Raw genomic sequence first — 11,746 nt, 5'->3', positions numbered from 1 at the left:
GGCTAATATGAAATTCCAGTATGCGTTTCAGCAGATCGTAAATTTGAAAAATAATGAGCGTTCGCAGGCGGAGTGGAATCTCTCTACTGCCATCGGCAACCTGAATCACGAAGAAAGCTCTCTTCAGGAGCTGATTCGTCTCAAAAACGAAGCTCAGGAGAAAATGTTGGAAACTTCCATGCGTCCGGTTTCCATGCTGGAGATTCGTCAGCTGCAGTCTTATGTGGATCACATCGAGCATCTGATTGCGCGCAAACGTCACGACGTCTCTAAGGCCCAGCGCCATGTGAACCACAACAGGGACCTCCTGAACGACAAAATGGTCGATGAGAAAGTCTGGACGAAAGCGCGGGATAAAGCGTTGGAGCAGTTTACCGGTTTTGTTCTGAAAAAGGAACAAGAGGCGCTGGACGAAATTGCATCCAACCGGCATATCCGGTTGTCCTATCAGTAAACCCGCACGAAAGGAGGAGGCGTCATGGAAGAAGCAGGCACAGAGTCGTCCTCGGGCGGTAAATTGGAACGTTTTCTGGTCTGGTTTCTGATCCCGTTCGTGTTTACGGCCGTTCTTCTTGGTGTTCTTCTATCCGTTTTTGATTACGATGTGATGAAAACTGTCCAGCGGACGCTGAACAAAATCCCGGTCGTGGGGGAAATGATTCCCCTGCCGAAAGAGGATGCGCAGAGCACTCCCGCAGCTAAAGGGACGGAAGAAGATGCAGTAAAGACGAAAACCAAGGAAATCGAGCAGTTGAACAGCAAGGTGCAGGAGCTTAAAACAGAGCTGGATAAAGCGGACCAGACGAGTGCCCAGAAGGACAAAACGATTCTGGACCTCAAGCAGCAAAAGGCGGAGCTGGAAGATAAAGAGCTGGCCAAACAGGATGAAGAGTACGACAAGAAAGTGCGGGAGCTCGCTTCGGTTTATGCGAAGATGATGCCGAGTAAGGCCGCTCAAATCATTCAAAACCTGAGTCCGCAGGAAACGATTCTCGTTCTGAATGCGATGAAAACAGACGAACGGGTAAAAGTGCTTGAAAAAATGGATCCGAAGAAGGCGGCGGACGCTTCAATCGCACTCAAGGATCTGACAACTTCCCAGGATCAAAAAATCGCGGCACTCCAGGATCGTCTCGTTCTCCAGCAAAAGCCGGATTCCGCGCAAAAGAAAATGACTTCGGCTGAGCTGAGCCAGACGTTCGCATCGATGGATGCTTCCAAAGCCGCGAAAGTGTTAACCGATATGTACGGGAAAAACTCGGCTCAGGTATTAACCATCCTAAGGGAAATGGACACGAGCAAGCGTGCCGCATTGATGGGCGAAATCGCGGGCATCAGCAAGGAAACCGCGGCTTCCATTACCGGGAATCTAGTTCCATAAATCATCCATGAAAGGAGGTGAAAATAAACAATGGAAATGCCAGTAGCAAGTACGACTCCGTCCGCGCCCTCAGCAGGATCTACGGCGGTTAAAGCGGGAACGGCAAAGACTGCGGCAGCAGCCGCAACAGCGGGAAACGGCAAGGGCGATGCGGGAACTTTCCAACAGGTGATGAACGGCCAGCTTCAGAAGGAAGCGGGTGAGGAGAATGCCAGCCCCGTCGATTCCATCCTGGCCGGTCTGCTTCAAGTGATTCCTTTCCTCCCGGCGCCTGTCCAGGAAGCTCTGAGCGATATGGAAGGACAAACGGGAACGGACGGAATGGCGGATCTTTTGCTCAGCAGTATTCAGAGCAGTCCGGAGCTATTCAGCCAGTTGAGCCAGTCCGATGCCATGCAGCAGTGGGCAAACGATGCTTCAGCTTTGCTTCAACTGTTAAGCGGGACGCAGCAAACCGGATTGCAGGTCATTCAGCTTGACGGCGGCGACGCTTCGCTGAAACTTCAGAAGACGATTTTGGATTTGACGGCCATGCTTAAGCAGCAGCCGGATCATCCGCTTTTGCAGCAGTTGTCGGCCGAATTTAAACACCTTGTAGAAACGGCGCTGCCGTCGCTTGTAAACCAACAGCAAGCGGATGCAGCCGGTAAAGCAGCGGCTAAAGCGGCCGAAACGGAAATGACGCTGCCTGCTAGTGCAGCTGACAGCAACCCTGACGACGCGGCGCCGGTTATGACCGTCACAAAGACAGGAAGCATCAAAGCTTCATTGGAAATGTTGGCTGCAAGAACCGGAGTCTGGAACTCGGTAAGACAAGCGGCTCATGAAACCGTTGAGGCGGTACAGACCTCCACTACCTCGGCATCCGAAAACGAGCCGACAGCGAATGGTTTGACAGGTCTTCAAGAAGGAATGAAAACAGCTCTTCCGGAGCAGGCGGCCAAAGCGGCAGCTCCAACGATTTCAGCTCAAAACTTCGCTCAAGAACTAAGTCAGTTCATGGTGAAGCGCATGAGCCTGAAAATGGGGAACGGTTTCTCGGAAGCAAAACTTTCGCTCCGTCCGCAGCATTTGGGAACCATTGATGTGGTCCTTACGATGCAAAACGGGCAGCTGGTTGCCCAGTTTACAGCGGATACGGCACTGGGAAAAGAGCTTCTCGAAAGCCAACTCGCACATTTGAGACAATCTCTACACAGTCAAGGCGTTCAGGTAGACAAGATGGAAGTCGGCCAAAACACCATGTCCTCCTCCATGTTCCAAGATTCCAGACAGCAGCAGTCTTCGCAGCAGTTTCTTCAGCAGCGCGGCGGCGGAAGCAATCAAAGCAATTCGGAAGAGCTTACGGAATGGAACGAAGAGCTGAAAATTTTGGAGGAAACCAGAAAAGCGGCTTTAGGAAATTCCTTCGAAACCTCGGCTTGATCAAGACTGAAATGACAGACTCAGCTTAGATAGGAGGTGCAGCAATGGCAGAACTTTGGGGAGATTTGACCAAAACGGGCTCTACGACCAAAACGGGCTCTACGACGAACACGGCAAGCGCAGCTTCGAAAGCCAAAGACAAGAAGGACGGCTCGATTCTCGGCAAAGATGACTTTCTTAAAATTCTGATCACCCAGCTTCAAAATCAGGATCCTATGCAGCCTATGCAGGATAAAGAGTTTGTGGCGCAAATGGCCCAATTCACTTCGGTCGAGCAGTTATCAAACATGGCTTCCGAAATGAAATTGCTCCGGTCTTCGCTCGGATTCACTTCGAGTCTGATCGGGAAGGACATCAGTTGGATGGGCAAAACGGACAGCGGAGAAACGGTGATGTCGAATGGAGTCGTCGAATCCATAATCGTCCGGGACGGTGTGCAGTACGCGACGGTCGGTGGAAAAGAGGTCAAGCTGGAGGACGTCCTCAAGATTGAGAATCAGAAGCCGGCGGTTCCTGCACCATGACCGAACGTATAACGGTAGGAAGACTATATCCCACTCCTCCGGCACCTCTTCAGCGAAACGGCGGAGCCAGACCGGCTGCCGGACGCTCCGAATTCGATCAGCTCCTGCAAAGCGAACTGGTCAAGTTCAGTCATCATGCGGAAACCCGGTTGAAACAACGGGGGATTCAAATCGACAACGAGCAGTTGGCTAAGCTTGAAAACGCCATCGACAAAGCGGCCGCCAAAGGTGCCAAAGATACATTGATGGTGCTGGGTGGAACGGCCCTTATCGTGAACGTCCCGAACCGGACGGTGATCACGGCTTTGGACGGAGCCAAGCTGCAGGATCAGGTTTTTACGCAAATAGACAGTGCAGTCATCATTTCATAGGAACATTACCCAACAAAACGGGCTGGACCCAACAGGAGGCCCTGATAGCTGCGGACCGATAGAAGCGGCTTTAAAGGAAGATGCCCACCCAGGCGGGCGACATAAGAGGAGGAACGACAAATGTTAAGATCCATGTACTCCGGTATTTCGGGCATGCGCGGTTTTCAGACGAAGCTCGATGTGATCGGCAATAACATTTCCAACGTAAATACGGTAGGCTTCAAAAAAGGCCGCGTCATGTTCCAGGACATTCTGAGCCAGACGGTAGCTGGTGTGACGGCACCGGATGGTGCCGGAACGCAGGGCGGCGTCAACGCCAAACAGATTGGTCTGGGTGTTGGAACTGCGGCTATAGACACGATTCATACAGGCGGCAGCGCGATGACTACCAACGTTCCTACCGATTTGCGTATTGACGGGAACGGATTCTTCGCGGTTGGAGCAACTGAAGTGAGTGGTGACTCACCGACGTATTTTACCCGTGCCGGAAACTTTACGGTAGATGCGGATAATTTTATTGTAAATCCTGATGGGTTGTATCTGTTCTCGACGGAGGGTCAGCCGATCCAATTAGACGAAAACGCTACTAAGTTTTCTATCTCACAGGATGGGAAAGTAGTACAAGTAATTAACGGGGTTCCTGTAGTATCCGATTACAGTATCGCTGTCGTTAAGTTCTCCAATCCCGGCGGTCTTACGAAAGCGGGCGGCAACCTGTACGAATATTCACCGAATGCTTCTATGGATCCTATTGATGATTTGACTGAATGGACAGCAGCTGATCCAGTTAAAGGCACAGGCTCCATTATCGCCGGACAGCTTGAAATGTCTAACGTGGACTTGACGGAAGAGTTTTCCGAGATGATCGTTTCCCAGCGTGGTTTCCAGGCGAACTCCCGGATTATCACCACGTCGGATGAAATCTTGCAAGAGATCGTTAACCTGAAACGCTAATAATAGGCAAAGGTAAAAGGTAAGGGGGCCTGGTCCCCCTCCTGGAACCTATGGAGGGAACCATGGTACGTTTGACCCGGATGAACGGCAAACCGCTAGTGATCAACGCGCTTATGATTGAAATGATGGAAGAAACACCGGACACCGTGATTACATTGATTAATGGGAAAAAAATTATGGTCCTTGAACAAGAGGCAGTGGTCACAGAGATGGTGGAACAATTCTTGAAACGGATCGGTGCGGTTCAAGCAACGATCAAGTCGGCGAATACGGAGGGCTTGTAGTGCTTAAAAATCGATTTTTTCTGATGCTGGTTTCCATTCTTGTCGCCATCACATTGGTTCTGACGGCTGCATTTGTGTTATGGACGGTTATGGACAATAAATCGGAGGCCGGTGCGGAAAAGACGCAGACTTCGGCAGAGATCAAAGAAAACACCGTCATTATGAAAGACATTACGACAAACCTGGCCAGTCAGGGCAGCTTCGTTAAAATCAGTCTGGCTTTTGAGCTGGAAAACAAAAAAGCAAAAACGGATTTCGAAAATCTGATTGATTCCCGAATCAAAGGGACAATCATCCGGACTCTTTCTGACATGAATTCCGATCAGATTTCAGGCAGCAAAGGGCAGGATAACTTGACCAACACGCTGATCAGCAAGCTTAATCCGCTTCTTAATGAAGGAAAAATAAGGCGCATAAATATTACCGACATTGTACTTGAGTAGCCTTTTACATAGATCGGATACGCACAAAGGGGGTGACTCTTATGGTTGATGTTATGTCACAGAATGAAATCGACGCTCTTCTGGCAGCTCTCTCTTCCGGTGAAATGGACGCAGAGGAACTCAAGAAAGAAGATACGCAGCGAAAAGTTCGATTGTATGATTTCAAACGGGCCGTACGCTTTTCCAAAGATCATATCCGGAGCTTAACGCGGATTCATGAGAACTTTGCCCGGTACTTGACGACTTATTTCTCGGCACAACTAAGAACGTTTGTCCAGATTAATGTCGTTCAGGTCGAACAGCTTCCTTACGATGAGTTTATCCGCTCGATTCCCAAAATGACGATCTTGAACATTTTTGAAGCAGAGCCATTAGAGGGAAGAATGGTTTTGGAAGTTCATCCGAACGTGGCGTACGCGATGCTGGACAGGCTTCTGGGCGGTGTCGGCGTGTCTCCGCAGAAAATCTCGGCTTTGACCGAGATCGAGACGATCGTCATGGAGCGGATTTTCAGCCGGGCGTTTGAGAGCCTTCAGGAAGCATGGAAAACGATCATTGATCTGTCTCCACGGCTCGAAGCTCTGGAAACAAATCCGCAATTTATGCAGATCGTTTCTCCCAATGAAACCATTGCCCTGATTTCGTTAAGCACCAAAATCGGCGACACGACCGGGATGATCAACCTTTGTATCCCGCATGTCGTTATCGAGCCGATTATGCCCCGTCTGTCGGTGCACCACTGGTTTGTATCCCAGAAAAAAAGCCGGGCTCCGGAGGAAGTCGAGATTTTGCAGGATAGGCTGACTCAGGCCAAACTTCCCATTATCGCGGAGCTGGGAGAATCGCAAATCACGATTCACGAGTTTCTGAATCTGCAGCCCGGGGATGTCATTACACTCAACAAGCCGGTAAACGAGCCTCTGAACATCAAAGTCGGAGAGAAGCTTAAATTTACTGGCAGCGCAGGTACAACCAAGAGTAAAATGGCCGTTCAGATCGGCGAAATTGTAAACGAAGGAGCAGAAGTACATGACGAGTAAAGATTATTTGTCGCAGGAGGAAATAGACGCGCTGTTGAAGCAGGCGGTTGATGAGCATTCTGACGATAATCCATCTTCTTCTCTTTCTTCGAATATCGATGATTACTTATCCTCGCTGGAGCAGGATGCTCTGGGGGAGATCGGCAACATCACGTTCGGAAGCGCAGCGACCGCATTATCCACTCTGCTCGGCAAGAAAGTGGACATTACGACACCTAAAGTATCGTGCATTCCGCGCGTACAATTGGTCAACGAGTTTCCCCAACCGCACGTTGCCGTTCATGTCAATTATGTAGACGGCTTTGACGGCATCAACCTGCTCGTGATCAAGACTCGCGACGCTCAAGTCATTGCCGACCTGATGATGGGTGGAGACGGCCATGTGGAGGGCGACGAGCTGTCCGAAATTCACGTCAGCGCCGTTCAGGAAGCGATGAATCAGATGATGGGTTCGTCCGCGACTTCGATGTCCACGATATTCAACCGGTTCGTGAATATCTCTCCTCCGGGAATAGATATTTTGAATCTGTCGAATGGAGAAGGAAAACTGCCGAACGAAGACGTATTTATAAAGATATCCTTTAGACTGACAATCGGGGACCTAATCGATTCGACCATCATGCAGCTTCTTCCCGTCGATTTCTCCAAAGAAATGGTACACATCCTGATGGGCGGGGGTTCCGAAGAGGTTTACGAAGAAGCGGCGGCCGCAGTCAGCGAAGAAGTTCCGCCTGCTGTCACCAACCAGGTGCAAGCGGACTCGAACGCTCACGCTTATCAGCAGCCGGTTCCGGAACCGCCTTATACAAACCCGGCAGAAGCGCCGTACACGAATCCTTCGATGGGGGGCAACCCGATGCCTATGAATCAACCGCCTGCACAACAGTCATACGCGCAGCAGCCGATGAATCATGCACCACAGGGAGGAAATTACGGAGGAATGAACAGGAATGTAAACGTACAACCGGTACAGTTCTCCAATCTTCAGCAGGGAGGATACAACCAGGCAGACGACACGAACCTGAATCTTCTGCTGGATATTCCTTTGAAAGTAACGGTCGAGCTAGGAAGAACGCAGAAAGTGATCAAGGATATCCTGGAGCTTTCGCAAGGTTCGATCATCGAGCTGGATAAATTGGCCGGCGAACCGGTAGATATTCTGGTTAACAACAAACTGATCGCCAAGGGAGAAGTTGTCGTTATTGATGAGAACTTCGGCGTTCGCGTCACCGATATCGTCAGTCAGTGGGATCGCATTCAAAAAATACAATAACTATCTTTTGGGAGGATTATTTTATCATGGGGAACAGAATTTTGATCGTAGACGATGCAGCATTTATGAGAATGATGATTCGCGATATTTTGACGAAGAACGGGTATGAGGTTGTCGGCGAAGGAAACGACGGCGTGCAAGCCGTAGAGAAGTTCAAAGAGCTGCGTCCCGACCTCGTAACGATGGATATCACCATGCCGGAAATGGATGGAATCAATGCATTGAAAGAGATCAAAAAGATTGATCCTAATGCCAAGGTTATCATGTGCTCGGCGATGGGACAGCAGGCGATGGTCATCGATGCGATCCAAGCCGGCGCCAAAGACTTTATCGTGAAACCTTTCCAAGCGGACCGTGTTATCGAAGCTATTAAGAAAACAATGGGCTAAGCGTAAGCTTTAATAAGGAAAGGAATGTGAAGCTTGAAAAAACAGGCAGGAAAGCTGCTTCTGGCAACGGCAGGACTGATCGTTCAGCTGCCGTTCTGGACTTCCGTTTGTTTTGGGGCACCTGAGCCGGGCGAGAACATAGGGCCCGGTTCGGGAGAGACGGGGAGTATCGATTCGATCGTAATGATCGGAAAGGTGATTTTCTTTCTCCTTCTTATCATCGGTCTTTTTTACGGCATTATGAAGATGTTGTCGAAAAAAAGCGGATTCCGCTTCGGACGTGCCATGCAGTCGCTGGGTGGGGTGCCGCTCGGCCAAAACAAGTCGATCCAAGTCGTTGAAATCGGCGATTCGCTATACATCGTAGGAGTTGGGGATAACATCCAGCTTCTCGAAAAAATAGCCGATGCGGACGAGGCGGCGAGGCTGAAAGAGCAGATCACGGCACAAACCCGGGCGGCAACGGAATTTATTACAGTCGGTAAATGGCTCGAAAAAATACGCAAGAAGCCGGGTGAAAACAATGTGGTGGAAGAAGAAGAGCTTTCGCCGAATTTTCACCAGGTCTTTCAGGACAAGCTGCAGAATGTCGCCCAGCGCAACAAAAGCGTAGAAGAATGGCTGCAGGAAGAAAACGAACAAGATCGGTTGAAGTCAAATGAGCAAAAATAAAGGAACTCTTATTATTCTGCTTGCTTTACTTATGTTCATCGGATGGGCAGGGAATACGGCTTATGCCGCCCCGGACCCGCAAAATCCGATTCCCGGCATTAGCTTCAACGTGGATTCGGGAAGCGGGGCTTCCGGAGCCTCAAGCACGGTCAGCGTCATTTTGCTGTTAACGGTTCTGAGTCTGGCGCCTTCGTTCCTGATTCTGATGACCAGCTTTACGAGAATCGTCATTGTGCTCGGGTTCGTGCGCACGTCTCTAGGGACGCAGCAGATGCCGCCCAATCAGGTATTGATCGGACTGGCCCTGTTTCTCACCCTGTTTATCATGGCCCCGACCCTTGGGCAGATCAACGATACGGCCGTTCAGCCCTACATGAAGGGGGAATTGAATCAGACGCAGGCTCTTCAAAAGGCGTCCGTTCCCATCAAGCAGTTCATGTGGAATCATACCCGGCCTAAAGATTTGAAGCTTTTCCTGGATTACACGAAAGCGGAGGCTCCCAAAGGAGTCGAGGATACACCGCTGACAGCCCTGGTTCCGGCTTATGCCATCAGCGAGCTGAAAACGGCGTTTCAAATGGGATTTATGATTTTTATCCCTTTCCTGGTTATCGATATGGTTATCGCCAGTACGTTGATGGCTATGGGGATGATGATGCTGCCGCCCGTTATGATATCGCTGCCGTTCAAAATCCTGCTGTTTATTCTGGTGGACGGTTGGTATTTGGTCGTTAAATCGCTGCTCCTCAGTTACAGTACATGAACGCGGAAGCTGGAGGTCACCTAACATGAGTTCGCAATTTATCATTAAGCTGGCCGGCGAAGCGGTCTATACGGTACTGAAAGCCAGCGCTCCGATGCTGGTGATCGCCCTGGCGGTGGGTCTTATCATCAGTATCTTTCAGGCTACGACTCAAATTCAGGAGCAGACGCTTGCGTTCGTGCCGAAAATCGTGGCGGTTCTGCTGTCGGTCTTGATTTTCGGACCCTGGATTTTGAACACGCTGGTCGACTTTACCTTCAATCTGTTCAACAATCTTCATCAATATATCGGGTAGGCGGCCATGGAGCTTTGGTTTCAACTTTTACCCAACGCTATGCTAATTTTTTGTCGAATGACCTCGTTCCTTGTCGTCGTACCGCTGTTTTCGTCCCGAAATGTGCCTAGTATGTTCAAAATCGGACTCGCTTTATTTCTGACTCTGATCGTGACGGCGGCTCAAGGGACGTCCCAGTTGGTTCCGATGGACGCGCAGTATGTGCTGCTGGTCATTCGGGAAATAATCGTTGGCCTGCTGCTCGGTTTTATCGCCTATCTATTTTTTACGGCCGTACAAATCGCGGGTTCCTTTATCGATATGCAGATCGGACTCGGGATGGCCAACGTCATCGATCCGATGTCGGGAACTACCGTACCCTTGATGGGTAATCTAAAGTATATGCTTGCCATGCTGCTGCTGCTGAGCTTCAACGGTCATCATTTTATGCTGCAGGGCATTATGAACAGCTATGAATGGATACCGCTGTCCAACAATTTGTTTGCCCAGCTCTACGGGGGACAGATTACCGAATTTCTGGTGAAAACCTTCTCGAGTGTTTTTTCTCTGGCGATGCAGTTGGCGGCTCCCGTTGTCGCAGCGATGTTTTTGACGGACTTGGGCTTGGGCTTACTGACACGCGTCGCTCCCCAGTTTAACATTTTCGTAGTCGGGGTGCCGCTCAAGATTATCGTCGGGTTTTTCCTGATCGCCCTTTTAATGCCTGAGTTGATCGGTCTGTTTCACCAATTGTTCGACCGGATGTTCGAAGCGATGCAAAAGCTGCTTAATATAGTGGCCGGCAAAGCGCTGGAAGCACCGTAGCACTTGTACGGGAAAGGAAAGGATACGTATGGAACCGCTCCGTTTGAAGCTGGACCTGCAGTTGTTCTCGCAAGAGAAGACGGAACCGGCGACACCGAAAAAGAGGCAGGACGCCCGTAAAAAAGGCCAAGTGGCGAAAAGTATGGAGCTGCCTGCTGCTTTTATCCTGTTTTTTTCGTTTCTATCGTTTTACATGATCGGTGGATTTATGAAGGAGCGTCTGATCGACCTGTTTTCGGGTACGCTGAGGCACGATTTGCTTATGGATGTAACCATGGCGAATATCCGGATGTTATTTTACCGGTTGTTAATTCATTTTCTGATTATGCTGGCTCCCATTTTGATCTTGACAATGGTCATTGCGCTGGCGGGAAACTATCTCCAGATCGGAATACTTTTTACAGGCGACCCGCTCAAAATCAAATTAAGCAAATTGAATCCCATCGAGGGGTTCAAAAAAATATTTTCGATGCGTTCGGCCGTTGACTTTTTAAAGTCCATGCTGAAAATGAGCGTGATCGGAATCGTTGTTTATACGACGCTGTGGGACGAGAAAGCGCAGCTTCTCAGTCTTAGTCATGTACCGCTGGAAAAATCGCTTCATTATATATGGTCGCTGACGCTGACGTTGGGCCTCAAAATCGCTTTAATTCTGGTCGTGCTTGCCCTGTTCGATTACTTATACCAGAAGTATGAATTCGAGAAAAGCATACGGATGTCCAAGCAGGACATCAAAGACGAATATAAGAAAATGGAAGGCGATCCCCTTATTAAAGGGAAGATTCGCGAAAAACAACGCCGGATGGCCATGCAAAGAATGATGCAGGAGATTCCGACGGCGGATGTCATTATTACAAACCCGACGCATTTCGCGGTTGCCATCCGGTATGATTCGGCCAATATGCAGGCTCCTAAGGTGGTTGCGAAAGGGACGGATCACGTGGCTTTGAAAATACGTGAAATCGCGAAGGAACACGGCATTATGATTATGGAAAACAAGCCGCTTGCACGGGCGCTCTACGCTCAGGTCGATCTGGAAGAGTCGATTCCGGGCGATCTGTTCCAGGCCGTAGCCGAAGTGCTGGCTTATGTATACAAAATTAAGGGCAAAGTGAAGAACGCGTAGAA

General features: G+C 49.8%; 16 protein-coding genes. All 16 read left to right on the top strand.

Going from position 1 to position 11,746, the window contains the following annotated elements:
- Positions 1–7 precede the first annotated feature (7 nt).
- Positions 8–454 (top strand): flagellar export protein FliJ, encoded by a 447-nt coding sequence (gene fliJ, locus KVT34_RS06025; RefSeq protein WP_009676776.1) that lies wholly within the window; start codon positions 8–10, stop codon positions 452–454.
- Positions 455–478: 24 nt separating this feature from the next.
- A complete protein-coding gene (locus KVT34_RS06020; RefSeq protein ID WP_217557554.1) occupies positions 479–1,381 on the top strand; it encodes a MotE family protein in 903 nt (300 codons plus the stop codon).
- 30 nt (positions 1,382–1,411) lie between these two features.
- Positions 1,412–2,806, top strand: coding sequence for a flagellar hook-length control protein FliK (locus KVT34_RS06015; protein ID WP_217557552.1), 1,395 nt, complete (start codon positions 1,412–1,414; stop codon positions 2,804–2,806).
- Positions 2,807–2,850: 44 nt separating this feature from the next.
- The gene (locus KVT34_RS06010; protein WP_217557551.1) at positions 2,851–3,330 is read left to right on the top strand and encodes a flagellar hook capping FlgD N-terminal domain-containing protein; all 480 of its coding nucleotides are present in this window, start codon (positions 2,851–2,853) and stop codon (positions 3,328–3,330) included.
- On the top strand, positions 3,327–3,701 hold the full coding sequence (locus tag KVT34_RS06005; protein WP_009676749.1) for a TIGR02530 family flagellar biosynthesis protein: 375 nt from the start codon (positions 3,327–3,329) through the stop codon (positions 3,699–3,701). The genes KVT34_RS06010 and KVT34_RS06005 overlap by 4 nt, the downstream gene beginning before the upstream one ends.
- A 120-nt stretch (positions 3,702–3,821) precedes the next feature.
- Positions 3,822–4,655 carry a flagellar basal body rod protein FlgG gene (gene flgG / locus KVT34_RS06000; protein WP_217557549.1) on the top strand — a complete coding sequence of 278 codons (834 nt, stop codon included), beginning with the start codon at positions 3,822–3,824 and terminating at the stop codon, positions 4,653–4,655.
- Between the two features lie 62 nt (positions 4,656–4,717).
- Complete coding sequence (locus tag KVT34_RS05995; protein ID WP_009676773.1) at positions 4,718–4,939, top strand: flagellar FlbD family protein; 222 nt, start codon at positions 4,718–4,720, stop codon at positions 4,937–4,939.
- Positions 4,939–5,382, top strand: a complete 444-nt coding sequence (locus KVT34_RS05990; RefSeq protein ID WP_217557547.1) for a flagellar basal body-associated FliL family protein — start codon at positions 4,939–4,941, stop codon at positions 5,380–5,382. The genes KVT34_RS05995 and KVT34_RS05990 overlap by 1 nt, the downstream gene beginning before the upstream one ends.
- A 41-nt stretch (positions 5,383–5,423) precedes the next feature.
- Positions 5,424–6,422, top strand: coding sequence for a flagellar motor switch protein FliM (gene fliM, locus KVT34_RS05985; RefSeq protein WP_217557544.1), 999 nt, complete (start codon positions 5,424–5,426; stop codon positions 6,420–6,422).
- Positions 6,412–7,695: a flagellar motor switch phosphatase FliY gene (gene fliY / locus KVT34_RS05980; protein WP_217557543.1), complete on the top strand. Its 1,284-nt coding sequence runs from the start codon at positions 6,412–6,414 to the stop codon at positions 7,693–7,695. Before fliM ends, fliY begins: the two co-directional genes overlap by 11 nt.
- A gap of 26 nt (positions 7,696–7,721) precedes the next feature.
- The gene (locus KVT34_RS05975) at positions 7,722–8,084 is read left to right on the top strand and encodes a response regulator (protein ID WP_009676759.1); all 363 of its coding nucleotides are present in this window, start codon (positions 7,722–7,724) and stop codon (positions 8,082–8,084) included.
- Positions 8,085–8,117: 33 nt separating this feature from the next.
- On the top strand, positions 8,118–8,756 hold the full coding sequence (fliO, locus tag KVT34_RS05970; protein WP_217557541.1) for a flagellar biosynthetic protein FliO: 639 nt from the start codon (positions 8,118–8,120) through the stop codon (positions 8,754–8,756).
- On the top strand, positions 8,743–9,519 hold the full coding sequence (fliP, locus tag KVT34_RS05965; protein WP_042233007.1) for a flagellar type III secretion system pore protein FliP: 777 nt from the start codon (positions 8,743–8,745) through the stop codon (positions 9,517–9,519). Before fliO ends, fliP begins: the two co-directional genes overlap by 14 nt.
- A 25-nt stretch (positions 9,520–9,544) precedes the next feature.
- On the top strand, positions 9,545–9,814 hold the full coding sequence (gene fliQ / locus KVT34_RS05960; RefSeq protein WP_009676755.1) for a flagellar biosynthesis protein FliQ: 270 nt from the start codon (positions 9,545–9,547) through the stop codon (positions 9,812–9,814).
- A gap of 6 nt (positions 9,815–9,820) precedes the next feature.
- Positions 9,821–10,618 (top strand): flagellar biosynthetic protein FliR, encoded by a 798-nt coding sequence (gene fliR, locus KVT34_RS05955; RefSeq protein WP_217557539.1) that lies wholly within the window; start codon positions 9,821–9,823, stop codon positions 10,616–10,618.
- 28 nt (positions 10,619–10,646) lie between these two features.
- A complete protein-coding gene (gene flhB / locus KVT34_RS05950; RefSeq protein ID WP_217557537.1) occupies positions 10,647–11,744 on the top strand; it encodes a flagellar biosynthesis protein FlhB in 1,098 nt (365 codons plus the stop codon).
- Positions 11,745–11,746 lie beyond the last annotated feature (2 nt).

It is taken from the genome of Paenibacillus sp. GbtcB18, assembly GCF_019091125.1.
Classification (GTDB): domain Bacteria; phylum Bacillota; class Bacilli; order Paenibacillales; family NBRC-103111; genus Paenibacillus_F; species Paenibacillus_F chitinolyticus.
Note: the sequence above shows the minus strand (reverse complement) of the source record. Positions and strands in the feature narration are given on the sequence as shown.

Excerpts from the sequence above, each read along its gene's own strand:
- fliJ (WP_009676776.1), top strand. The coding sequence starts at position 8 with ATGAAATTCCAGTATGCGTTTCAGCAGATCGTAAATTTGAAAAATAAT.
- KVT34_RS06020 (WP_217557554.1), top strand. The coding sequence starts at position 479 with ATGGAAGAAGCAGGCACAGAGTCGTCCTCGGGCGGTAAATTGGAACGT.
- KVT34_RS06015 (WP_217557552.1), top strand. The coding sequence starts at position 1,412 with ATGGAAATGCCAGTAGCAAGTACGACTCCGTCCGCGCCCTCAGCAGGA.
- KVT34_RS06010 (WP_217557551.1), top strand. The coding sequence starts at position 2,851 with ATGGCAGAACTTTGGGGAGATTTGACCAAAACGGGCTCTACGACCAAA.
- KVT34_RS06005 (WP_009676749.1), top strand. The coding sequence starts at position 3,327 with ATGACCGAACGTATAACGGTAGGAAGACTATATCCCACTCCTCCGGCA.
- flgG (WP_217557549.1), top strand. The coding sequence starts at position 3,822 with ATGTTAAGATCCATGTACTCCGGTATTTCGGGCATGCGCGGTTTTCAG.
- KVT34_RS05995 (WP_009676773.1), top strand. The coding sequence starts at position 4,718 with ATGGTACGTTTGACCCGGATGAACGGCAAACCGCTAGTGATCAACGCG.
- fliM (WP_217557544.1), top strand. The coding sequence starts at position 5,424 with ATGGTTGATGTTATGTCACAGAATGAAATCGACGCTCTTCTGGCAGCT.
- fliY (WP_217557543.1), top strand. The coding sequence starts at position 6,412 with ATGACGAGTAAAGATTATTTGTCGCAGGAGGAAATAGACGCGCTGTTG.
- KVT34_RS05975 (WP_009676759.1), top strand. The coding sequence starts at position 7,722 with ATGGGGAACAGAATTTTGATCGTAGACGATGCAGCATTTATGAGAATG.
- fliP (WP_042233007.1), top strand. The coding sequence starts at position 8,743 with ATGAGCAAAAATAAAGGAACTCTTATTATTCTGCTTGCTTTACTTATG.
- fliQ (WP_009676755.1), top strand. The coding sequence starts at position 9,545 with ATGAGTTCGCAATTTATCATTAAGCTGGCCGGCGAAGCGGTCTATACG.
- fliR (WP_217557539.1), top strand. The coding sequence starts at position 9,821 with ATGGAGCTTTGGTTTCAACTTTTACCCAACGCTATGCTAATTTTTTGT.
- flhB (WP_217557537.1), top strand. The coding sequence starts at position 10,647 with ATGGAACCGCTCCGTTTGAAGCTGGACCTGCAGTTGTTCTCGCAAGAG.